This is a genomic window from Arthrobacter sp. NPDC056886, from assembly GCF_042788715.1.
GTDB lineage: Bacteria > Actinomycetota > Actinomycetes > Actinomycetales > Micrococcaceae > Arthrobacter.
In genome coordinates, this window is sequence record NZ_JBHUBT010000010.1 from 209657 (window position 1) to 231060 (window position 21404).

The following is a 21404-nucleotide window of genomic DNA, read 5'->3' on the forward strand; positions in this document are numbered from 1 at the left end:
GCGTCTTAAGAAGCAGGCATGGCCAAGCAGAGTTCATTTTTCACCTCCATCAGCCGTCTCTATCCGCACGTCAGGCCAATCCTGCCCCGGCTGGTCATGGGCCTGCTTTGCGCACTGCTGGCCAGTGTCATGGCGCTGGCCATCCCCCAGGTGCTGCGCGTGCTGGTCAATGAATCCCTGGAGCCCGGTGGCAGCGCGGAAGCCGTCTGGGGCGCCTCGGCCCTCATCCTCCTCCTCGGTATCGCCGAGGCAGGACTCGTGGCCCTGCGCCGGCAGTTCGTCATCAATCCGGCCACCACGGTCGAGACCCGGATGCGGGTCTCCCTCTACGGGCACCTTCAGGACCTCACGGTCTCTTTCCATGACCGCTGGGGCTCCGGGCAGCTGCTCTCCCGGGCCATGACCGACCTGAACTTCCTGCGCCGCTGGATGGCCTTCGGCGCCATCATGCTGGTGGTCACCACGCTCACCGTGGTGATCGGTGTCGCGGTGATGTTCTCCATGAGCTGGCAGCTGGCCCTGATCTTCCTGGCCGCCGCCGTGCCGATCATGATCTACGGATTCCGCTTCCGCACCCGGTTCAGCAAGGTGGCCCGCCGCAGCCAGGACCAGGCCGGGGACCTCGCCACGACGGTCGAGGAATCCGTCCACGGCATCCGCGTCCTGAAGGCCTTCGGCCGCAGCCGCGAGGCGCTGGAGAGCTTCAACGAACAGGCCGAGGAACTCCGGCAGACGGAGATCGCCAAGGCCAAACACCTGGCCACCTTCAGCCTGGTGGTGACGCTCCTGCCAGAACTCGCGCTCGGCGCCGGCCTCGTCGTCGGCATCCTGCTGGCCTCCACGGATCAGCTCTCCATCGGGTCCCTCGTGGCCTTCTTCGCCACCGCGGCCGTGGTTGCCGCGCCGGTCGAGTTCTGCGGCATGCTGCTGGCGATGGCCCTCACCGCGAAGTCCGCGGTGGACCGGCACTTCGAGGTCATGGACGCACAGAACACGATCACCAGCCCGGACCAGCCCCGCCGGCCGGCCGGGCTCAAGGGCGCCCTCAGCTTCCGCAGTGCCTCGTTCGCGTACGAGGACTCCCCGGACAAGCCGATCCTCAAGGACATCACGCTGGACATCCGGCCCGGTGAAACCATGGCCCTTGTGGGCATCACGGGCGGCGGCAAGAGCGCGCTGCTGCAGCTGGTCCCCCGCCTCTACGACGTCACCGGCGGCTCCATCACCATCGACGGCGTGGACCTGCGTGAGTTCGGCGTGGAGGAGCTGCGCACCGTGGTCGCCGTGGCGTTCGAAGACACCACGCTGTTCTCCAGCTCCGTCCGGGACAACGTCCTGCTCGGCGCGCCCGACGCCGGTTCGGCGGACGGCCGCGACGCGGCCCTGGAGGAAGCCCTCGACGTCGCCCAGGCCCACTTCGCCTACTCCCTGCCGCACGGCGTGGACACCCTGATCGGCGAGGAGGGCCTCAGCCTCTCCGGCGGCCAGCGCCAGCGCATCGCCCTGGCCCGCGCCATCGCCGCGAAACCGGCGGTGCTGGTCCTGGACGACCCGCTCTCGGCGCTGGATGTGAACACCGAAGTACTCGTCGAGGCCAGGCTGCGCCACGTCCTCGCGGACACCACCACGCTGATCGTGGCGCACCGGCCCTCCACCGTGGCCCTGGCCGACCGGGTGGCCCTGCTCGAGGACGGCCGGATTGCCGCCGTCGGAACGCACGCGGAACTGCTCGCCCAGAACAGCCACTACCGCTACGTGATCGCCAGCCTGGACGCGGAACCGCGGGACCTGGATTCAGAATTGTCCGCCCTCGAGGACCACTCCGAGGAGATTTCCCGATGAGCAGCGCAACGTTCGGCACCGCCAACGAGGACAACGCCCACCTCAGCAGGAACGAGAGCAAGGCCGTCCGGCGGCGCTCCCTGGCCCTTCTGAGCTCCCTGATCCGCCCCGTCCGGGCCCGTTTCTGGCTCACAATCGGCGCCGTCGTCCTGTCCCAGGCCGCCCGCGTGGCCGGGCCTGCGCTGATAGCCTTCGGGATCGACCGCGCCCTGCCCGCCGTGCGCGCCGGCGACAACCTTCCCCTGGTGTTCGCCGGCGTCGCCTACCTTGCCGCGGCCGTCGTGGCGGCCGGCCTGACGGCCCTGTACGTGACCTCGACGGCGCGGCTCAGCCAGGCGATGCTGCTGGACCTCCGTGTCCGGGTCTTCCGCCACACGCAGCGGCTGAGCCTGGAATTCCACGAGAAATACACCTCCGGGCGCATCATCGCCCGGCAGACCTCGGACCTGGAGGCCTTGCGCGAACTCCTCGATTCCGGCGTGAGCTCGCTGGCCTCGGGAATGCTGTTCATGGCGTTTACGGCCGTGACGGTGTTCGCCCTGGACTGGCGCAGCGGGGTGCTGGTACTGGCCGCCGGTGTGCCGATGTATTTCCTGGCCCGCTGGTACCAGAAGCACTCACAGATCGCCTTCCGCGAATCCCGGGTGGTCTCGGCCCGGCTGATCGTGCACTTCGTGGAAACCATGACCGGCATCCGGGCCGTGAAGGCGTTCCGGAAGGAACGCGAGAACGCCGCCCGCTACGCCGACCTGTCGGAGGACTACCGGCGCGCGACCGTCCGCTCCATCAACCTCAACGGCATCTTCCAGCCCGGGCTGGTGCTGATCGGGAACGTGTGCGTGGCCCTCGTGCTGCTCACGGGCGGTTTCCGGGTCCTCAGCGGCGACCTCGAGGTCGGTGTGCTCCTGGCCCTGATCCTGTCCACCAAGCGCTTCTTCCAGCCGGTGGACCAGATGGCGATGTTCTATAACTCCTTCCAAAGTGCCCAGGCGGCGCTGGAAAAGGTCTCGGGACTGCTCGAGGAGGTTCCCACCGTGCGGCCGCCGAAGACACCGGTGGCCCTGCCCCACGCGCGGGGCGGCATCGACTTCAACGGCGTCGAATTCCGCTACGGCGACGGCCCGGTGGTCATCCCGCGCCTGGACCTCCACATTCCTGCGGGCCAGACGGTCGCGCTCGTCGGGCAGACCGGCGCCGGCAAGTCCACCCTCGCGAAGCTGATCGCCCGCTTCTACGACGTCTCCGCCGGGTCCCTGACCCTCGACGGCGTGGACTTGCGCCAGCTCACCACCGAGGACCTGCGCCGGAACGTTGTCATGGTCACCCAGGAGGCCTTCCTGTTCAGCGGTTCCGTGGCGGACAACATCGCCCTGGGCCGGCCCGAAGCCACGCGCGAGGAGATCGAGGACGCGGCCCGGGCAGTGGGGGCGCACGCCTTCATCACGGAACTCCCGGACGGCTACGACACCGACGTCAACAAACGCGGCGGCCGCGTCTCCGCCGGCCAGCGCCAGCTGATCAGCTTCGCCCGGGCCTTCCTGGCCCGCCCGGCCGTCCTGATCCTGGACGAGGCAACGTCCTCGCTGGACATCCCGTCCGAGCGCATGGTCCAGCAGGGCCTCGCGGGGCTTCTGGGCGGCACGCGGGACGCGGCCACCCGGGACGCGGCCACGCGGGAGGCCGCGGCAGACGCGGCCTCCGGGCCGGGCGCCCCCGGCGCCGGGCGGACAGCGCTGATCATCGCCCACCGGCTCTCCACCGTGGAGACGGCGGACCGGGTCCTGGTGGTGCACGACGGACGCGTCGTCGAGGACGGCACCCCGGCGCAGCTGATCGGCGACGGCGGCGCGTTCGCCCGGCTCCACGGCGCCTGGAAGGACTCGCTGGTCTGAACAGCTCCGGCTGAGACCGGCCGGCGTCCGGGCCGGGACGGCGCGGACGCTGGCGTCGCGCGCCCCGCCGTCGTCACCCCGCCGTCGCCCCGGCGGCGTCCCGCCGTCGTCAGGCCCGATTTCACATCCGGGGCCTTGATCGGATACTCTTGTGAAGTTGCTTTTGAAGCAGCGGATCGGGATGTGGCGCAGCTTGGTAGCGCGCGTCGTTCGGGACGACGAGGTCGCAGGTTCAAATCCTGTCATCCCGACCACAGATAAAAGAGGGCCCTCCACGCGGAGGGTCCTCTTTTGCGTTTCCTGCACTAATTAGTGCTGTGCAGCGTCTTAATGTTTTGCCACGCCCTGCGCTCCTCCGGCCGGAGGACGCTGCCCCGGACACAGTGCGGCCCCGGGAGAAATCTCCCGGGGCCGCACTGTTACATCCGGGTTGTTACATCGGGTCGGGCCAGTTGCCGACGTTCAGCGAGTGGGTCATCGGGTCGGGCCAGTTGCCCACAGCCTGGGCAGCTCGCATGGGGTCGGGCCAGTTGCCGACGGCGGCAACGTCTGAGACATCGGTCAGTGAAGCAGCGGACAGCACGGCCGGGGCCGCGGCGGAGAATGCCAGTGCGCCCGCCAGCACGGCGCCGGCTGCAATCTTCTTCAACATAGAGTTCCTCAATATGGGTTGGGGTCCTTAACCAAGTCAGCACTACCCTTGTTGACACACATTGTAAAATGGTTTCCACAGAGACTGTCAAGCATTTAGTACAAAGAATGTCCGGAATTAGGAGGTATCCGTGGGGAACGGATTTGGGGAGAAGCTCCGCGCGGAACGGCTCGAACGGGGCCTGACGCAGGCGGAGCTGGGCCGTGACCTGTACTCCCCCAGCTACATCTCTTTGCTGGAAACCGGACGGCGCGAGCCGACGGCCGATGTCATCGAAGAGCTCGCCCGCCGGCTTGAACTTGCCCCCAAGGCGCTCGAGGCCTGGAGCCAGCCGGTGTCCGTCAGCGACGCCGAATACGTGCTCGCGGGGCTGTATGCCCGGCAGGCCTGGGACCTCCGGGACTACCCCGTGGCCGCCACCCATGCCGCCGCCGCCGCCAAGATCGCCCTGGAGGCCAAAAACACCAGCGCGTGGTGGAACATGACCTACATGCAGGCCGAGTGCCTGATCAAGCAGGGCCTCTGGCAGGAGTGCAAGGACGTGGTCCAGAACCTTCTGGACCACCCCATGGCCGCGGAGTCGGCCGGGCTCGGTGTCCGGGCCGAACAGATGCTCGCCGCAGCCTCGCAGGGGCAGGGCCAGCTGACCGCCGCCGTCGAGCATGCGCAGGAAGCGGTCCGGCTCTGCGCCGAGCTGCCCAAGGGCTCCACCATGATCATCGGCGCCCTCCGCGCCCTCATCGGTGCACTGGCCGAGAGCGGCCGCCTCGACGAGGCCTGGGAGTACTGCCAGGCCATGAATGAGCAGATGGACGACCACTCCATGTCCCAGCTCGCCGGCGAGGTGGCCTGGGTGATCGGCAACGTGGCCTTCATGCGCCATGACTACCCCGAGGGAATCAAATACCACGAGCGGGCCGGCCGGCTGCTCTCCCCGGCCAACGACATCGACCTGTGGGCCCGGTTCAACAAGGCCTCCGCCGCCGTCCGGCTCTCCTCGGGAATCGTCGAACCCGAGACCCTGTCGTCGATCGAGCGCGCCGAACTGGCCCTCTCTATCGTCGGCGGCAACAAGACGGACCAGCTCGAAGTGGCGTTCATCCGGGCCCGCTGGCTCTACCTCACCGGCGACATCGTGGCCGCCGTCCAGAAGCTGCGCGAGATCCATGCCGAGCGGGAGGCGCTGGCCCGGCACACGGCAGGCGAGGTCTCCCTGCTGCTGGGCAAGGCCCTCAAGGCCGCCGGGGAGTCCGCGGAGGCGCTGGTGTACCTCGAGGAAGCCCAGAAGGAATTCAGCGCGGCCGGCGCCTCGGACCGGGTCCAGCAGGCGCTGGACGCCGTGCTCGAGATCAAGCTGGCCCAGCGGCGGGCCGAGGCCGCCTCCGCGGAAGCGTAGCCCCGGCCCGGCCCGGCCGGACTAGGCGAACGTCCGGCCGGTGAGCTTCTCGTAGGCCTCCACATAGCGGCTGCGGGTGCGCGCCACGACGTCGGCCGGAAGGGCGGGCGGGGGCGTGTCGGAAGCCTTGTCCCAGCCCGATTCGGGCGAGGTCAGCCAGTCGCGGACATACTGTTTGTCGTAGGACGGCTGGGCCTGGCCGGGCTGGTACGTGGCCGCATCCCAAAAGCGTGACGAGTCCGGGGTCAGCACCTCATCGCCCAGGGTGATGGCGCCGGTGGCGGCGTCCCGGCCGAATTCCACCTTGGTGTCGGCCAGGATGATGCCGCGTCCACGCGCGATTTCCTCGGCCTTGGTGTAGATCTCCAGGGTCAGCCGGCTCAGCTCCGCCGCGACCTCCGCGCCGACGAGGCCCACGACGGCGTCATAGGTGATGTTCTCGTCGTGCTCGCCCACTTCGGCCTTCGCCGAGGGCGTGAAGATGGCCTCCTGCAGCCGCGATCCGTCAACCAGGCCGGCGGGCAGCGGGATGCTGCACACGGTGCCCGCCGCGCGGTACTCCAGGAGCCCCGAGCCGGTGAGGTAGCCGCGCGCGATGCATTCGACCGGGAACATATCCAGTTTCTTGCAGATCATCGCCCGGCCTTCGACGGCGGCGGGGACACCGCCGTCGACCGTGGACGCGAGGACGTGGTGCGCGACGCCGAGCTGTTCGAACCACCACAGACTGAGCTGGGTCAGGATGCGGCCCTTGTCCGGGATCTCGCTGGCCAGGACGTGGTCGTAGGCGCTGATGCGGTCGCTGGCCACCACCAGGACGCAGTCCTGGCCGAACCGTTCGGTGAACGCCGGGTCCGCGGGGACGTAGAGGTCGCGGACCTTGCCGGAGTAGACGTGCCGCCACCCGGGCAGGTCCAGGGTCGCGGTGTCCAGACCGCCCTTGGGCACGGTCTCGGGCTGGGTCTCAGGGGTGCCGGGCATCGGGGCTGCGGGTTCCGTCACGTTCACGCCTTCGCTTTCGACGCGGCCGGGGTTCCCGGCGCCGCTACGCGGATTTGCCCGCGGGCGGCCTTGCCGCCGATGTCGGTGCGGAACTGGCTGCCGTCCAGCTGGACGAGCTCGACGCCGTCGTACGCCCGTTCCCGGGCCTCCACGAGGTCGGTGCCCAGGGCCACGACGGCCAGGACGCGGCCGCCGGCGGACACCACCTTGCCTTCGCCGTCGAGCTTGGTGCCGGCGTGGATCACGTGGACGCCGTCCAGGGCGTCGACCTTTTTCAGGCCCCGGATGCGGTCGCCGGTGCGCGGCGTGCCGGGGTAGTTTTCTGCGGCGACGACGACGGCGACCGCGGTGTCCTTGGACCAGCGCAGCGGCTGCACCTTGTCCAGTTCGCCCTTGGCGCCGGCCATGAGCAGCCCGCCGAGGGGCGTCTTGAGCCGGGCGAGGACGGCCTGGGTTTCGGGGTCGCCGAACCGGACGTTGAATTCGATGACCCGCGTGCCGCGCGAGGTCAGGGCGAGGCCGACGAAGAGGACGCCGACGAACGGGGTGCCGCGGTGGGCCATCTGGTTGACCGTGGGCTGGGCGACGCGGTCGATCACTTCCTGGACGAGGCCTTCGGGGGCCCATTCCAGGGGCGTGTAGGCGCCCATGCCGCCGGTGTTGGGGCCTTCGTCGTTGTCGAAGATGCGCTTGAAGTCCTGCGCCGGGGACAGGGCCACGGTGTTGCTGCCGTCGCAGAGGACGAAGACCGAGACCTCGGGCCCGTCGAGGAATTCCTCGATCACCACGGTGCCCCCGGCGTCGAAGCAGCTCTGGGCGTGCGCGAGGGCCTCGTCCCGGTTGTTGGTGACGACGACGCCCTTGCCGGCGGCGAGTCCGTCGTCCTTGACGACATAGGGGGCGCCGAAGGTGTCGAGCGCGTCCGCAGCTTCCTCGGCGGTGCCGGCCACCCGGGCCATTGCCGTGGGGACGCCGGCCTCGGCCATGACTTCCTTGGCGAAGGCCTTGGACGCTTCCAGCTGGGCTGCGTCCCTGCTGGGGCCGAAGACCGGAATGCCGGCGTCGCGGACGGCGTCGGACACACCGGCGGCGAGGGGCGCCTCCGGGCCGACCACCACCAGGTCCACGGAGAGCTTGACGGCCAGCGCGGCGACGGCGTCGGGATCGTTCGCGTCGATCGCATATGTGGGGACCAGCGCGCTGATCCCGGCGTTGCCCGGGGCCGCGTGGACCTCGGAAACGTTGGGGTCGGCGAGCAAGGATCGGACAATGGCGTGTTCGCGGCCGCCGGGGCCGATGACAAGTACCTTCACAGTCTCCAAGGGTACGGGGTGCACCCCGCAGGCTCCTAAGCTGTGTCGGCCGCCGGACATGCTCAACCTTCGCGGCGGCGCAGGCTGGGTTCAGGGCACGGCGCCGGGGAAACCGTGGGACATGCCCAGTCCCCAGCCCGGCCACTGGACATGATGGCACCTTGTCCATGCTTGGGCACCAACACTGGACATGTCCCCCTGAGACCCCTGAGCATGTCCGTTTTTGGGGTCCCAGGGCTGGGCATGTCCCCCGGCCAGATGGTCGCTGAACATGCCCAAGCACCAGCCACGAGATCGTCTCTGGGTTCAAGGCACGGCGCCGGGGAAACCGTGGGACATGCCCAGTCCCGGGCCCGGCCACTGGACATAATGCCACTATGTCCATGCCTGGGCGCCAACACTGGACATATCCCCCAGCACCCATGACCATGTCCATGCTTGGGCACCAACACTGGACATGTCCCCCAGCACCCATGAGCATGTCCGTTCTTTGGCACCAGCACTGGGCATGTCCCGTGGGGACCCGTGAGCATGTCCACTCACCAGACAATCCGCCGGCCGCGCGGCTACGAATGGCATGTATGAACAAACCCAGCATGAAGCCCAGCAAGCGGTCCCGCGGCACCACAGCCCTGGCCGCGGTGGCCGGAGTGGCAGCCGCCGCCGTCGTCCTGTCCGTCGCGGAACTGATCGGGGCGTTCTTCACCGCGCGGGCCACGCCCCTGATTGCGCTGGGCTCCACGTTCATCGACTTCACGCCGCCGTGGATGAAGGACTTTGCGATCGCCACGTTTGGCACCAACGACAAGGCCGCGCTGTTCGTCGGGATGGCTGTCACGATCCTGCTGCTCGCATGCGTGCTCGGCATCGTGGCGTACCGGAAATGGGTCCTGGGCGTGGCCGGGGTGGTGCTGATGGGCGCCGTGATCGTCGGCAGTGTGGTGACCCGGGCCAGCGTCAAACCGGTCGACGCCATTCCCTCCCTGATCGGCACCGTGGCCGGTCTGGTGGTGCTGCGGCTCCTGATCACCAGGCTGTGGCGGATGCAGGAATGGCCGGACCTGGAGGCCGATCTCGCCGCGAAGGACCCCGACCGCCCGGCGACCACCCGGCGCGCATTCTTTGCCGCCGCCGGCATCACCGCGGCTGCCTCGGGTATTGCCGCCACCGGCGGGCGCCTGCTGAGCGCCGCCCGCAGCAACGTGGCTGCGGCCCGCGAATCGCTGAAGCTGCCGGCACCCGCCAAGGCCGCCGCCGCTGTCCCGGCCGGTGTCCAGTCCAAGGCGCCTGGCGTCACGCCGTGGCTGACCCCGAACAAGGACTTTTACCGGATCGACACGGCCCTGAGTGTGCCGGAGATCAACGTCCAGGACTGGGAGCTGCGCATCCACGGCCTGGTGGAACAGGAGGTCCGGCTGACCTTCCAGGATCTGCTCGACGCCCAGCTCATCGAGTCCCATGTGTCCCTGACCTGTGTGTCCAACCCGGTGGGCGGCAACCTGGCCGGCAACGCCAAATGGTTGGGCATGCCCATCCGCGACGCGCTGAAGCTGGCCCGTCCCAAGCAGGGCGCGGACATGGTGCTGTCCACCTCGATTGACGGCTTCAGCGCCTCCACCCCATTGGATGTCCTCCAGGACGACCGCGACGCCATGCTGGCGATCGGCATGAACGGCGAGGCCCTCCCGCTCGAACACGGCTACCCGGTGCGGATGGTGGTTCCCGGGCTGTACGGCTTCGTCTCCGCCACCAAGTGGGTGGTGGACCTCGAGGTGACCCGGTTCGCCGACAGCAAGGCGTACTGGACCCAGCGCGGCTGGTCCGAACGCGGCCCGATCAAGACCATGGCCCGGGTGGAGGTGCCCAAGTCTTTCGCCAAGGTCCCCGCCGGAAAGGTCGCAATCGGCGGCACCGCGTGGGCCCAGACCCGCGGGATCACCAAGGTGGAGGTGCAGATCGACAGCGGCCCGTGGACCGAGGCAGTGCTCTCCGATGAGGCATCCCTCATCACCTGGCGGCAGTGGTCCCTCGACTGGCAGGCCACGCCGGGGCCGCACTACATCAAGGTCCGCGCCACAGACGGCACCGGCGAGGTCCAGACGGACAAGCGGGCGGATCCGGTCCCGGACGGCGCCTCCGGCTGGCAGTCAGTCATGGTGACCGTGGAATAACCGGGGTATCAGCACCGGGCACCATAGACTTGCTGCATGGCTTTGAACCCGCATGCAACCTTCACAGTCGACTCCGCCGTCGAACTGGCAGTCATCGAACGCAGCGGCTTCGTGGAGTCCCGCCATATCGGCTCGGCTGTTGTGCTGGCCGCGGATGGAACCGTGGTGGTCGAGCTCGGCGACATTAACGCGCCCATCCTGGCCCGGTCCACGCTCAAACCGTTGCAGGCCCTCGCATCGATGCAGTCCGGAGTGCCCCTGCGGGGCGCCCAGGTGGCCATCGCGTGCGGCAGCCACGTCGGATCCCTGGACCACATGGATGTGGTGGAGGGCATGCTCAAGGCGGCCGGAGCCAAGGAAGACCAGCTGCAGTGCCCGGCCGACTGGCCCCAAGATGAGACCGCCCGGAACTGGCTGGTCCAGACTGAGCGCGGCAAGTCCCGGCTTGCATTCAACTGCTCGGGCAAGCACGCCGCGTTCCTGTGGGCGTGCACAGAGAACGGCTGGGACAAGAACAGCTACCTCGAGCCCAACCACCCGCTGCAGCAGCGGATCCGCTCCGTGATCGAGGAGTACTGCGGCGAACACATCGCCCACCTGGGCATCGACGGCTGCGGCGCGCCGGTTGCTGCCGTGTCCCTGACGGGGCTGGCCCGGGCCTACTCGAAGCTGGCCAAGGCTCCGGGGGACAAGAATTCGAACGCACGGGCTGCCACGATTGCCACGTCCATGCTGGACTACCCGTGGGCCGTGCAGGGGCGCGGACAGGCCAACACGATCGTCATGGACGAACTCGGCATCCTGGCCAAGATCGGGGCCGAGGGCGTGCTGGTCATGGCCACCCGCCAGGGCGTCTCGGTTGCCATCAAGATGCTCGACGGCAACATCCGGGCCACCACCCTGGTCGGGCTGACGCTGTTGGCGGCCTCCGGCGCCGTCGAAATCCCTGAGGTGTCCAGCGTCCTGGACAAGGTGGTGGACCCCGTCCTGGGCGGGGGACGCCCGGTGGGCAAGATCCGGCTCGGGCGGGCCGTCGCGGCTCTGCTGGACTAGGGCCGGAGGCAGGAAATTGGCTGTATCGCGCCGTCGAATCGCCGTCGACGAGGGCCGCGCGGCGCTCGCCGCATGGCAGGCCGCCAACCCGGCCGCGCCGGGAGCCAAAGTAACCAGCGCCGGCGGAACCGGCGCTGAGGCAACCGGCACCGTCCCGCGCACCACGATCGCGACGGCGGTGCGCTACTCGCTGGAGGAAGTCAGCGCGCGGGCACCCGGCAACTCCGTGGAAGTGCGCGTCCCGCCGTTCGGCGTCACGCAGTGCGTGGAGGGCCCGCGGCACACGCGCGGCACCCCGCCTAATGTCATCGAGTGCGACGCCGCCACCTGGCTGGCGATGGTCAGCGGGCGTTTGAGCTGGGCAGACGCCGTCGCGGCCGGCCAGGTTGCGGCCTCGGGACTGCGCGCGGACCTGTCCGCCCTCCTGCCCCTCTAACCGCTCATCGGGCCCCGCAGCCGGGGCCCCACAAGCCGGTCCGGGCCCTCAGCCGCGCCCGATGTACGGCATGCCCGCGGCCGTGACCACGAGGGAACCCACGTTGGCCGACGCCGGCATCCCGGCCATCAGCAGCACGGCCCGGGCGGCGTCCTGCACCGCAAATGTCGGCTCGGTCCGCAGGCTGCCGTCCGCCTGGGGTGCCCCGGAGCCGACGCCGATCTCCTCCATCAGATCCGTGGCGGCGTTGCCGATGTCGATTTGTCCGCAGGTGATGCCGTACCCCCGCCCGTCCAGGTCAATGCTTTTGGTCAGCCCCGTGATCGCGTGCTTGGTCACCGTGTAGGCCACCGTCCGCGGCCGGGGCGAATACGCCGCGATCGAACCGTTGTTGATGATTCTTCCGCCCTGGGGCGACTGGGCCTTCATGGCCCGGACGGCGGCCGCGGCGCAAAGGAGGGAGCCTGTGAGGTTCACGGCTACGGTCGCGTCCCAGTCCTCCATGGTGATCTCGTCCACCGAGGCGGCGGGGCCGAACACACCGGCGTTGTTGAAGAGCACGTCCACCCGTTCCCACTGGCCCAAGGCCGCGGCGAAGAGCCGCTCGACGTCGTCGGGGACGGTGACATCGCACTGGACCGCGAGCGCCTGGCGGTGGCCGGCCGCGGTCTCGCGGAGCAGCTCTTCCCGCCGTCCCGCCAGGACCACCCGGTAGCCCTCGGACAGCATGAGGCGGGCCACCGCACGGCCGATCCCGGAACCGGCTCCGGTGACGACGGCGACCCTTCCGGGCGTATGGTGCTGGCTCATGGGGTCCTCCTCGACGGTTACGCGGCTGCCCGGCCAGCGTACCGCCGAGACGGCACATCACGGCAGTGTTTCGCACCCGGACCGCCGCGAACTGTCTTCTCGGGAGGCGGTCGGGGCGGACATTTTTAGTGGCGTGCCGCCCTAGCGGGAGTCGCCGCTGCGGTCCCGGGCCTGCCGGCCCGTGCGGTAGCCGGACCAGAACGCCAGCACCAGCAGCCCGACGCCGATCAGCGCGGACCCGGCCCAGGCGCTGGCACCCATGAACATGAGCCCCTGCGGTAGGACTGCCTCCGTGGCCAGCGGAGCGTACGCGAACCAGCCAAAGTCCTCCTGTTGCACCGGCTGGGCGAGAAAAACCAGACCTGCGAGCAGCATGGCCGCGGCAACAAGCGGCACTGCCACGCTGCCGAGCAGATTCTTCCGGGCACGGCCGGAACTCCGATTCCCCTGCGGATCCATGGCCATACTGTACCGCTCGGCCCGCGGATTCTCGGCTGGGGCAACGGCCGTGCGCCAGGATCAATGGGCGGAGGTCAGTGGCGGGCCCGTGCCCTCTTTCCCGCTGCCAGTGAGCCCCCGGTTGGGGACGTTGGGCGTCCGGCACCGCCGAGCCGCCCCCGGATCACCCGGGCGGACGAGCCGGGCATGGCGGACCGGCCGTCGGCGCTGCGGTCCCTGATCAGGCCGGTTCCGGCGATCTCCCTCGCCTGGGCCACCCCGGCCACTGCCGCTTTCTTGGTGGGAAACGTCACTGAAACTGCCATCAGTTGCCCTGCCCCGTCCATCATCCGAATGCGGTAGCCGCCGTCGGGCGCGTCCACGAGCTCAAAATACCCCGCCATTGCACACTCCTCGTTCCCTCGTATCCCCCGCCGGGATGTTAGTAAGTGTACTTACTTAACGGTAGAGGGAAAGTGCTGAAGGTCCCGCCGACCGCCCGGGGTGGCCGAAGGCGGGCCAGAACGGCGGCGAGAACCGCGGCAGCGGGCGCAGGCCACGGGGACTCCTCACGCGGCCTGGCTGGCGCGGATTACCGGCGCGGCGCGGGGCGGGGACGGGGCGATCGGCCGGGCCGCGGAGGCGTCCGGCCCGCGCCGTGCTGCGGGCTGTCGCTGCGTCGGATGCCATCTTCGTGCAGTTCCAGCGCGCTCATCACCAGGGCGAAGTGACTGAAGGCCTGCGGCGTGTTGCCCAGCTGCCGGCCGGCGTCGACGCCCCACTCCTCGCTGAGAAGTCCGACGTCGTTGCGCAGCGCCAGCAGGCGCTCGAACAGCTCCCCGGCCTCGTGGCGCCGGCCCGCCCCGATCAGGGCCTCCACCAGCCAGAAGGAGCAGGCCAGGAACACCCCTTCCTCACCGGGAAGCCCGTCATCACTCTGCGCCGGCAGGTAGCGGCGCAGGAAACCGTCATGCGTCAACTCGCGCTGGACGGCGTCGATGGTTCCGATGATGCGCGGATCATCGGGCGCCAGGAACCCCACCCGGGGCAGCAGCAGGAGGCTCGCGTCCAGCTCGGGCCGTCCGTAGGACTGCACGAACGTGTTGCGTTCGGCGTCGAACCCGTTGGCCATGACCTCGGCGTGGATGGTGTCACGCAGCTCCTCCCAACGGTCCGCCGGACCAATCAGGCCGTAGTCCCGGACCCCCTTGACCATGCGGTCCGCGGCCACCCACGCCATCACCTTGGAGTGCGTGAAATGGCGTTGCGGGCCCCGCATTTCCCACAGCCCGTTATCCGGCTGGCTCCAGGCTGTCTCGAGATGTTCCATGAGGGCCACTTGGACGTCCCAGGCCTCGTCGGAGTGTTTGAGGAGCGAGTTCCGCGTCAGGGACAGACAATCGAGCACCTCGCCCCAGACGTCGAGCTGCAGCTGGCCGGCCGCGCCGTTCCCGGTACGCACCGGCGCTGAGTTTTCATAGCCCTTCAGCCACGGCAGTTCGAGTTCCGGCAGCCGGCGTTCACCGTGGAGCCCGTACATGATCTGCAGATCCGCCGGGTCCCCGGCGACGGCGCGGAGCAGCCAGTCGCGCCACGCGCCGGCCTCCTCCGTGTAGCCCGCGGCCAGCAGCGCCTGCAAGGTCAGGGTGGCGTCGCGCAGCCAGCAGAAGCGGTAGTCCCAGTTCCGGGTGCCGCCGATCTCCTCCGGCAGGGAGGTGGTGACGGCGGCAACGATGCCGCCAGTGGGGGCGAAGGTCAAGGCTTTGAGCGTGATCAGCGAGCGCTGGACCGCGCCCCGGTGCGGCCCAGTGATCTTGCACTTCGCCGACCAGTCGAGCCAGAACTCCTCGGTGGACGCCAGGACCGCCTCCGGGTTCACGGAGCGCGGCCGGCGGAGATGGCTGGGGCTCCAGGTCAGCACGAAGGGCACGCGGTCCCCGGCCGTGACCGTGAAGTCGCTGACGGTGTGCATCCGCTCGCCGCGCAGGGGCGCCTTCGTCACCAGATAGGCGGCGTCGGGCCCGGCGATGGCGTGGATTCCGCGCTCGTCGTGGCGGACCCACGGCACAATATGGCCGTAGTCGAACCGGAGGGCCAGTTCGCCGCGCATTCGCACCGAGCCGCGGACACCGACCACGATCCGCACGATGTCCGCCACTTCATCGCGGGGCGGCATGAAGTCAATGATCCGGACCTTGCCCTCGGGCAGGTCCCACTCGGTTTCCAGGATCAGCGTGCCTTTGCGGTAGCGGCGGCGCGTGCATTCGCCGCCGGCTGCCGGCGCCAGCAGCCACCGGCCGGCCGCGGGGGTATCGAGGAGCGCGCTGAAACAGGCTGGTGAGTCGAAGCGCGGCAGGCACAGCCAGTCGATGGAACCTTCAGTGCTGATCAGGGCCGCGGTATGCAGATCCCCGACCATTGCGTAATCCTCGATGCGTACCATGACTCTTACAGTGCCACACCGCCGTCGCACCCGGCACGGTGACGGCGCACCGGAGGCGGCGCATGCGGCACTGGCCGGAGAACGAGGATCCATCGTTTGGGGAAAGGGGACTGGCATGGCAGAGCACGGGGGCGCTGTGCGGATCGGCACGTCCGGCTGGAGCTATGACCACTGGGACGGGGTCCTCTACCCGCCAGGCCTGCCGGCCCGGGACAGGCTGGCACACTACGCGGCCCGCTTCGACACCGTGGAATTGAATGCCAGCTTCTACCGCTGGCCGAAAGAGGGATCGTTCGCCAGCTGGCGCCGCCGCCTGCCCGACGGTTTCGCCCTCTCCGTCAAGGCTCCCCGCGGCCTGACGCACGCCAAGAAGCTTTACGCCCCGGAGGTCTGGGCGGACCGGATCACCCGGTGCTGGCACGAACTCGGCGACAAGCGGGCCGTGCTGCTCGTCCAGCTCCCCCCGGGCCTAGCACGGGATGATGCCCGGCTGGACTACTTCCTGGCGGCGCTCCCGGGGTGGATCCGCGTCTGTGTGGAATTCCGCCACCCCAGCTGGGACGACGACGCCGTGTACGCCCTGCTGGAACGTCACGGCGCGGCCTACTGCATCATGAGCGGCGCCGGGCTCCCGTGCGTCCTGCGCGCCACCGCGCCGTTTGTCTACATCCGGCTGCACGGCCCGGACCACGACTTCCTGTACGGCGGATCCTATTCCGATGACGACCTGCGCTGGTGGGCGGACCGGATCCGCGAGTGGCAGGCCGGCGGGAAAGACGTCTACGCGTATTTCAACAACGACGGCGGCGGCAACGCCGTCCGCAACGCCGCCACACTGTGCGGGCTGCTGGGTGACCCGCCACGCTGGTAACCCGGCGTCACTGGGGCGCCCACGCCGGACCCCGCCGGCACTGCCCGAGCCCGGCACTGTGGGAGAGTGGAGGCATGGAATTGGCGTCGCAACCAGCGCAACAGCTGCCCGTATCCGGCAACAGGGCCTTCCGGCTCGCCCATTGGGTGTCCGACGCCGTGAACGGGGTTCGCCTCAAGACGGCCCGGAGCTGGAAGTTCACCCCGCAGACCGTCGCCTATCAAGGCTACGGCTCGACAGAGTGGGTCAGGCTGCTTGGCCGCGTGGTCCTCACCAGCAGGCCCGCCCCCGGCAGCAAGGCGGAGCGGCTGGCCCTCAACGGCAACCAGAACGTCCGCGGCTGGCGCGCCTTCACGAGTGTGCCGGTCCAGTTCACCGAAGTGGAGATCCAGATCGGCGGCGTCACCACGCGCGTGCACACCGACCGCGGCGGCCTGGTGGACACCCTGGTGCACGTGGCGCTGACCCCGGGCTGGCATACAGCCGTGCTGCGGGCCGAAGGAACGGAACCGGTCGAGGCCAGGATTTTCGTGATCTCCCCGGATACCAAGCTGGGCATTGTCTCGGATATTGACGACACCATCATGGTCACGGCCCTCCCCCGGCCGTTCCTGGCGCTGTGGAACACCTTCGTCCTGAACGAACGCGCCCGGATGGCGACGCCTGGCATGGCCGTCCTGATGGATCGGCTCAAGGTGGAGCACCCGGAGGCGCCCGTGATCTACCTGTCCACCGGGCCGTGGAACGCGGCACCCACCCTGGCTCGCTTCATCGCCCGGAACCTCTATCCCTCGGGCGCCCTGCTGCTCACGGACTGGGGGCTGACCCACGACCGCTGGTTCCGCAGCGGCCAGGACCACAAACGGCGGAACCTTGAGTTGCTGGCCCAGGAGTTCCCGAACATGCGCTGGCTGCTGTTCGGCGACAACGGCCAGCACGATGAAGAGATTTACTCCGGCTTCGCGCAGGAGCACCCGGAGCAGGTCGCCGCAATCGGCATCCGGCAGCTCTCGGCCAGCGAGGCCGTCTTCGCCGGCGGCCACTCCGACACTGGAGACCACTCGGAATCATCCGTCCCGTGGCTCTATTCGCCCGACGGCGCCGGACTCGCCAAGGGCCTGCAGGACCTGGATCTGCTTTAGGTTGAACTTGCTTTAAGGGCGTCAGCCCGCGGGGCTGGGCTCCCCGACGTCGGCAGTTCCGTCCTGCTGTCCGTGGCCAACCGCTCCAGCCTTCTGTCCGGCGGCAGGCGCTCCATCCAGCCGTCCGCCGGCCGGTTGCGCGGCGGCCGCCGCGGTCCGGGCCGCAAGCAACTCTTGGAGCCAGTAGTAGGAGGCCTTCGGTGTGCGGACCTGGGTGTCGAAATCGACGTGCACAAGGCCGAACGGCTGCTTGTAGCCGGCGGACCATTCGAAGTTGTCCATGAAGGACCACACATAGTAGCCACGAAGATCCATGGCCTCGGCCGCACCGCCGGGACGGGTCGCTTCCAGGGCCGTGCCGATGTGGTCCGCGAGGTAACGCAGGCGCCGTTCATCCGGAACCATCCGGCGGTCCGACCCGACGCACTGGACCACCACGTCCTCGAAGCTGGCCCCGCCCTCGGTGATGTAGACCGGCGGCAGATCCGGGTAGCGGTCGGCCACCTCAGCCAAGGCAACCGACATGTATTCGGGCTTGACCGGCCAGCCGTAGGCCGTGGTCGCGGTGTCCGGGAACGCCGCGATGTGGAAGGGCGCACCGGGTGTCCCGCTGAGATCATCCCCCATGGCCTCGGCCATGCCGGCCGGCACGGCCCCCTCCCCCGGGCCCGCCCCGACGCGGGTGGGCATGTAATAGTTCAGGCCGTAGAAATCCAGGGGCTGGGAAATCAGCTCCATGTCTTCGCTGGAGGGGTTGAATGACGATGAAAAAAATGTGGCGGCCCGAATGATGTCCGGGTACTTGCCCAGCAGCACGGGGTCGGCGTAGAGCCGGTTCTGCGCCAGATCCATGAGTCCGGCGCTGACCGCATCCAGCGGGTTGGCGGTGGCCGGAACCATTGGCGAGTACACGTTGGTGATGCCGATTTCGCCCTGCACCTTGGCGGCACGCAGCGCCTGGAGCGCCAGGCCGTGGCCCAGCAGCTGGTGGTGCACGCTGGGAAGCGCCTTGAGCATGAGCGCCTCGCCGGGCGCGTGCATGCCCAGGGCGTAGCCGTTGGTGGTGACTGTGGCGGGTTCGTTGACAGTCACCCATCGGGAAACGCGGTCCCCGAACGCGGCTGCGGCGATGGCGGCGAAGTCGCCCAGCCGGTGGGCCGTATCCCGGTTCATCCAGCCGCCGGCCTCATCCAGGGGCAGCGGGGTGTCCCAGTGGTAGAGCGTGGCCATGGGGGAAATGCCGTTGGCGAGCAACAGGTCGATCAGCCGGTCGTAGAAGTCCAGTCCGGCGGGGTTCACGGGCCCGCTGCCGCCGGGCTGGATCCTGGACCAGGACAACGAAAACCGGTACGAGTCGATTCCCAGTTCTTTCATCAGTGCCACGTCCTCTGGCATCCGGTGGTAGTGGTCGCAGGAGACGGCAGGACTGTGGTCCTCCACGATCGACCCCGGTTTCGCGGCGAAGGCGTCCCAACCGGACGGGCCGCGGCCGTCTTCATCGAGCGCACCCTCGATCTGGAAGGCTGAGGTAGCCACGCCCAGGGTGAAGCCGGGCGGAAGAAGGGAAGCCAGATCCTTGGCGGAAGCGTTCATCGGTGGAGACCTCTATGTAGTTTCAGGAGTTGGTTGACTGATCTTAGGCTTCCCCGGGGGCGGGCGCCACGACATGCACCGTTTGACGTGCGCTGCTCCGCCTCGCCCACCCAGGGGTTCCCCGTCACGGCCCGGATTCCCAGCGCACGGGCAGCACGCGCACAAGGGGATCCCGACGTCGGATGATGCACACCGGGATGTCGCGGCCGCCGGAGCCGTTCACGCCGTCCTGGAGGTTCTGGCCGCTCTGGACGTCGGCCCGCCAGCTGCCGGCGTCGTACTCCGCCCGGGTCCTGGCGTCCCGCAGCACGGCGAAAGCGCGCAGAATCGCGCTGGCGTCGCCGCCGTCGGGAAGGGCGGTCTCCAACTGGCGCATGTCCGCATGGTGCCTGTCGGGATGGTGCCGGCGCATCAGCGCCCGGAAGGCGCGGCCAATTTCCTGCCGGCTCGCCTCCGGCGAGACGTGCAACAACGCATAGTAGCCGCGGGGATCAGGGTTCCTGCCGGGCATGGTCGGCCTCCGCTGCATAGGGCCGGAGCCGGCGCGGTGCTTTCAAGCGCCGCGCCGGCTCCGGGGACTTACTTACCGATCTCCTGCATTTTGTCCTGCGAACGGGTGATCTCAATCTTCCGTGGCTTGGCTGCCTCTGACACCGGGATCCGGAGGGTCAGGACGCCGTCGGCGTAGTGCGCCTTAACGTGTTCCGTGTCCAGGGTGTCGCCGAGGATCAGCTGGCGGCTGAAGACGCCGCGGGGGCGTTCCGAGACCGTCAGTTCCACGTTGGGCTGGACCGGGTCCCGCCGTTCCGCCCGGACCGTCAGGACATTACGCTCAATGTCGAGCCCGATCGAGTCGACATTGACCCCCGGAAGGTCGAACGCGACGACGAAAACGCCGTCCTCCTGCCACGCGTCCATGGGCATGGCCGCTGGGCGCGCCGCCGTCCCGAAGACCTGCTGGGCGAGCCGGTCAAAGTCACGGAACGGGTCTGTCCGAATTAACATCATTTCCCACTCCTTTAGCGCGAGTTGGTCTTCATCTTCACAACCCACCGCCGTTTTTCTGTAGTGGTGGGTATAGATTTTTTATAGCACCGGTGGCACACTGCTGCAAGAGGGAAGTACGGGAACGGGAGGAAGACCATGGCGGACCGCGGCGCGGGTACAGGCCTGTACGCCATCTCCGTAGTGGCAGAGCTGGTGGGCACGGGACAGCAGAATATCCGGCTCTACGAGCGCCGGGGACTCCTCGCGCCAGACCGCACTGCCGGTGGCACCCGGCAGTACAGCGACTCCGACCTCGCGGCGCTCCGGCGGATCGGCGAACTGCTGGCCGAGGGCCTTAACCTGGCCGGCGTGGCCAAGGTGATGGAACTGGAGGCAGCCAACGCCCGGCTGCGGGCCGAGCTCAAGCGGGCGCGCGCCCGCTGACGGCGCTCAGTCCTGGCTGGCGTCCGCCGCGGAGAGCGTTCCGGTGATCTGTTCGCCCGGAATCCGGGCCGTCCGCCACGTGTCCACGGCGATGACGCCGCCCAGTACAACGAGCGAGATCGAAAAGGCGGCCAGGGCATCGGTCAGCCAGTGGTAGCCGAGGTAAAGGCGGCTGATGGCGGCGAAGAAAATGCCGATCCCCGCCACGATGAAGGCAATGACGGCGGTCCGGGGATTCTTCCGGCGCGAAAAGACCAGATAAGTGGTGACCAGCAGAAAATCGCATGCGCCAAGGACGTGGCCGGAAGGAAAGGAGAAGGTGGAGTCGGCGCCGAAGAGCATGAGATCCAGCGGAGGCCGGTGGCGTTCCACAGTCCGGCCGATGACCTGCGCCAGGATCACGCCGGTCAGCATGGCGCCGGCGAGGAGCATCGGCCGCCAGGCGTGCTTGGCAAGCAAGCCCCAGGCCACCGTCACGATAAGGACGATGATCGGCAGGCCGATGGGACCGAAGACGATCGCGAGGATGATCATGATCAGGGTGGTCGGATCGCCCCGCAGGGTCAGGAGCCACAACCGCACGGGCTCGTCCACTGCCGAGATGCCGTCCTTCTGGATGACGGCGACCAGCAGCATCACGAAGAGCACGACGCCCGCGATCATGAGGCCGCCCGCGATGCGGTAGAGGTTCCGCCGCCCCTGCGCGCTCATGAACCGCTCCTCCACGACGAACTTATCGTGGAACATCCGCCACCGGCCCTGCGGTTTGCCTGTCTGAGCCTTTGCCATGTCGCCGTGCCGCCTTTGCGCGTGTTGTGGATAGTCCCGCTGACGATTATCCCCTCTTATGGGCGCAGCGGTAGGCAAATGGCCAGCCGGGACCTCCTGCACGGCGGGCGTGGCGACCGTCCGCGAGCGT

The 21404-nt window shown here is 68.7% G+C and carries 20 protein-coding genes and 1 tRNA gene; 10 read left to right on the forward strand and 11 right to left on the reverse strand.

The features are described 5' to 3' along the window. The first annotated feature begins 18 nt into the window (after positions 1-18). The 3 genes from ACFRJ8_RS18030 (at position 19) to ACFRJ8_RS18040 (ending at position 3988) form a co-directional block, all read left to right on the forward strand. A complete protein-coding gene (locus tag ACFRJ8_RS18030; protein ID WP_377987570.1) occupies positions 19-1842 on the forward strand; it encodes an ABC transporter ATP-binding protein in 1824 nt (607 codons plus the stop codon). Then, positions 1839-3734 carry an ABC transporter ATP-binding protein gene (locus ACFRJ8_RS18035; protein WP_377987571.1) on the forward strand — a complete coding sequence of 632 codons (1896 nt, stop codon included), beginning with the start codon at positions 1839-1841 and terminating at the stop codon, positions 3732-3734. Before ACFRJ8_RS18030 ends, ACFRJ8_RS18035 begins: the two co-directional genes overlap by 4 nt. 177 nt (positions 3735-3911) lie before the next feature. Next, positions 3912-3988: transfer RNA gene (locus ACFRJ8_RS18040), tRNA-Pro, on the forward strand. A gap of 179 nt (positions 3989-4167) precedes the next feature. On the opposite strand, the gene ACFRJ8_RS18045 is transcribed toward ACFRJ8_RS18040, so the two are convergent. Then, positions 4168-4386, reverse strand: coding sequence for a hypothetical protein (locus tag ACFRJ8_RS18045; RefSeq protein ID WP_229995200.1), 219 nt, complete (start codon positions 4384-4386; stop codon positions 4168-4170). 130 nt (positions 4387-4516) lie between these two features. On the opposite strand from ACFRJ8_RS18045, the gene ACFRJ8_RS18050 reads away from it, so the two are divergent. Then, on the forward strand, positions 4517-5782 hold the full coding sequence (locus ACFRJ8_RS18050; RefSeq protein WP_377987573.1) for a helix-turn-helix domain-containing protein: 1266 nt from the start codon (positions 4517-4519) through the stop codon (positions 5780-5782). Positions 5783-5803: 21 nt separating this feature from the next. On the opposite strand, the gene ACFRJ8_RS18055 is transcribed toward ACFRJ8_RS18050, so the two are convergent. Both ACFRJ8_RS18055 and purD read right to left on the reverse strand, forming a co-directional pair. Further along, entirely contained in the window at positions 5804-6763 is a 960-nt protein-coding gene (locus ACFRJ8_RS18055; protein WP_377987649.1) for a phosphoribosylaminoimidazolesuccinocarboxamide synthase, read from the reverse strand. A 23-nt stretch (positions 6764-6786) separates the two neighbouring features. Continuing rightward, entirely contained in the window at positions 6787-8097 is a 1311-nt protein-coding gene (gene purD / locus ACFRJ8_RS18060) for a phosphoribosylamine--glycine ligase (RefSeq protein WP_377987575.1), read from the reverse strand. 596 nt (positions 8098-8693) lie between these two features. On the opposite strand from purD, the gene ACFRJ8_RS18065 reads away from it, so the two are divergent. From ACFRJ8_RS18065 to ACFRJ8_RS18075, 3 genes are read left to right on the forward strand one after another with little or no spacing between them, the layout of a single operon-like run. Next, positions 8694-10268 carry a molybdopterin-dependent oxidoreductase gene (locus tag ACFRJ8_RS18065; RefSeq protein WP_377987577.1) on the forward strand — a complete coding sequence of 525 codons (1575 nt, stop codon included), beginning with the start codon at positions 8694-8696 and terminating at the stop codon, positions 10266-10268. A 36-nt stretch (positions 10269-10304) separates the two neighbouring features. Continuing rightward, on the forward strand, positions 10305-11321 hold the full coding sequence (locus ACFRJ8_RS18070) for an asparaginase (RefSeq protein ID WP_277527230.1): 1017 nt from the start codon (positions 10305-10307) through the stop codon (positions 11319-11321). Positions 11322-11337: 16 nt separating this feature from the next. Further along, positions 11338-11757, forward strand: a complete 420-nt coding sequence (locus ACFRJ8_RS18075; protein WP_377987578.1) for a sterol carrier family protein — start codon at positions 11338-11340, stop codon at positions 11755-11757. A 48-nt stretch (positions 11758-11805) separates the two neighbouring features. On the opposite strand, the gene ACFRJ8_RS18080 is transcribed toward ACFRJ8_RS18075, so the two are convergent. The 4 genes from ACFRJ8_RS18080 to ACFRJ8_RS18095 form a co-directional block, all read right to left on the reverse strand. Then, the gene (locus tag ACFRJ8_RS18080; RefSeq protein WP_377987579.1) at positions 11806-12567 is read right to left on the reverse strand and encodes an SDR family oxidoreductase; all 762 of its coding nucleotides are present in this window, start codon (positions 12565-12567) and stop codon (positions 11806-11808) included. A 141-nt stretch (positions 12568-12708) separates the two neighbouring features. Beyond that, positions 12709-13026: a hypothetical protein gene (locus ACFRJ8_RS18085; RefSeq protein WP_377987580.1), complete on the reverse strand. Its 318-nt coding sequence runs from the start codon at positions 13024-13026 to the stop codon at positions 12709-12711. A gap of 74 nt (positions 13027-13100) precedes the next feature. Beyond that, positions 13101-13409: a DUF1508 domain-containing protein gene (locus ACFRJ8_RS18090; RefSeq protein WP_377987581.1), complete on the reverse strand. Its 309-nt coding sequence runs from the start codon at positions 13407-13409 to the stop codon at positions 13101-13103. 188 nt (positions 13410-13597) lie between these two features. After that, a complete protein-coding gene (locus tag ACFRJ8_RS18095; protein ID WP_377987582.1) occupies positions 13598-15448 on the reverse strand; it encodes a glycoside hydrolase family 15 protein in 1851 nt (616 codons plus the stop codon). A 115-nt stretch (positions 15449-15563) separates the two neighbouring features. Here ACFRJ8_RS18095 and ACFRJ8_RS18100 point away from each other — a divergent pair, with 115 nt between their 5' ends. After that, a complete protein-coding gene (locus tag ACFRJ8_RS18100; protein WP_377987583.1) occupies positions 15564-16319 on the forward strand; it encodes a DUF72 domain-containing protein in 756 nt (251 codons plus the stop codon). A gap of 74 nt (positions 16320-16393) precedes the next feature. Beyond that, the gene (locus ACFRJ8_RS18105) at positions 16394-17461 is read left to right on the forward strand and encodes an App1 family protein (RefSeq protein ID WP_377987584.1); all 1068 of its coding nucleotides are present in this window, start codon (positions 16394-16396) and stop codon (positions 17459-17461) included. A 21-nt stretch (positions 17462-17482) separates the two neighbouring features. Here the strand turns inward: ACFRJ8_RS18105 and ACFRJ8_RS18110 are convergent, their stop codons facing one another. The 3 genes from ACFRJ8_RS18110 to ACFRJ8_RS18120 form a co-directional block, all read right to left on the reverse strand. Continuing rightward, positions 17483-19054, reverse strand: a complete 1572-nt coding sequence (locus ACFRJ8_RS18110; protein ID WP_377987586.1) for a GH1 family beta-glucosidase — start codon at positions 19052-19054, stop codon at positions 17483-17485. A gap of 124 nt (positions 19055-19178) precedes the next feature. After that, positions 19179-19565 (reverse strand): J domain-containing protein, encoded by a 387-nt coding sequence (locus ACFRJ8_RS18115; RefSeq protein WP_377987588.1) that lies wholly within the window; start codon positions 19563-19565, stop codon positions 19179-19181. Positions 19566-19633: 68 nt separating this feature from the next. Then, positions 19634-20062, reverse strand: coding sequence for an Hsp20/alpha crystallin family protein (locus ACFRJ8_RS18120; RefSeq protein ID WP_377987589.1), 429 nt, complete (start codon positions 20060-20062; stop codon positions 19634-19636). A 135-nt stretch (positions 20063-20197) separates the two neighbouring features. Between ACFRJ8_RS18120 and ACFRJ8_RS18125 the strand changes: the two genes are divergently transcribed. Next, positions 20198-20485, forward strand: coding sequence for a MerR family transcriptional regulator (locus ACFRJ8_RS18125; RefSeq protein ID WP_377987591.1), 288 nt, complete (start codon positions 20198-20200; stop codon positions 20483-20485). A 6-nt stretch (positions 20486-20491) separates the two neighbouring features. On the opposite strand, the gene ACFRJ8_RS18130 is transcribed toward ACFRJ8_RS18125, so the two are convergent. Next, entirely contained in the window at positions 20492-21274 is a 783-nt protein-coding gene (locus tag ACFRJ8_RS18130; RefSeq protein WP_377987592.1) for a phosphatase PAP2 family protein, read from the reverse strand. Positions 21275-21404: the final 130 nt, after the last annotated feature.

Bases quoted from the DNA above. Each gene is read 5' to 3' on its own strand.
- ACFRJ8_RS18030 (WP_377987570.1), top strand. From the start codon at position 19: ATGGCCAAGCAGAGTTCATTTTTCACCTCCATCAGCCGTCTCTATCCG.
- ACFRJ8_RS18085 (WP_377987580.1), bottom strand. From the start codon at position 13,026: ATGGATCCGCAGGGGAATCGGAGTTCCGGCCGTGCCCGGAAGAATCTG.
- ACFRJ8_RS18065 (WP_377987577.1), top strand. From the start codon at position 8,694: ATGAAGCCCAGCAAGCGGTCCCGCGGCACCACAGCCCTGGCCGCGGTG.
- ACFRJ8_RS18100 (WP_377987583.1), top strand. From the start codon at position 15,564: ATGGCAGAGCACGGGGGCGCTGTGCGGATCGGCACGTCCGGCTGGAGC.
- ACFRJ8_RS18080 (WP_377987579.1), bottom strand. From the start codon at position 12,567: ATGAGCCAGCACCATACGCCCGGAAGGGTCGCCGTCGTCACCGGAGCC.
- ACFRJ8_RS18120 (WP_377987589.1), bottom strand. From the start codon at position 20,062: ATGATGTTAATTCGGACAGACCCGTTCCGTGACTTTGACCGGCTCGCC.
- ACFRJ8_RS18110 (WP_377987586.1), bottom strand. From the start codon at position 19,054: ATGAACGCTTCCGCCAAGGATCTGGCTTCCCTTCTTCCGCCCGGCTTC.
- ACFRJ8_RS18035 (WP_377987571.1), top strand. From the start codon at position 1,839: ATGAGCAGCGCAACGTTCGGCACCGCCAACGAGGACAACGCCCACCTC.
- ACFRJ8_RS18045 (WP_229995200.1), bottom strand. From the start codon at position 4,386: ATGTTGAAGAAGATTGCAGCCGGCGCCGTGCTGGCGGGCGCACTGGCA.
- ACFRJ8_RS18090 (WP_377987581.1), bottom strand. From the start codon at position 13,409: ATGGCGGGGTATTTTGAGCTCGTGGACGCGCCCGACGGCGGCTACCGC.
- ACFRJ8_RS18125 (WP_377987591.1), top strand. From the start codon at position 20,198: ATGGCGGACCGCGGCGCGGGTACAGGCCTGTACGCCATCTCCGTAGTG.
- ACFRJ8_RS18105 (WP_377987584.1), top strand. From the start codon at position 16,394: ATGGAATTGGCGTCGCAACCAGCGCAACAGCTGCCCGTATCCGGCAAC.
- ACFRJ8_RS18055 (WP_377987649.1), bottom strand. From the start codon at position 6,763: ATGCCCGGCACCCCTGAGACCCAGCCCGAGACCGTGCCCAAGGGCGGT.
- ACFRJ8_RS18130 (WP_377987592.1), bottom strand. From the start codon at position 21,274: ATGGCAAAGGCTCAGACAGGCAAACCGCAGGGCCGGTGGCGGATGTTC.
- ACFRJ8_RS18095 (WP_377987582.1), bottom strand. From the start codon at position 15,448: ATGGTACGCATCGAGGATTACGCAATGGTCGGGGATCTGCATACCGCG.
- ACFRJ8_RS18115 (WP_377987588.1), bottom strand. From the start codon at position 19,565: ATGCCCGGCAGGAACCCTGATCCCCGCGGCTACTATGCGTTGTTGCAC.
- ACFRJ8_RS18070 (WP_277527230.1), top strand. From the start codon at position 10,305: ATGGCTTTGAACCCGCATGCAACCTTCACAGTCGACTCCGCCGTCGAA.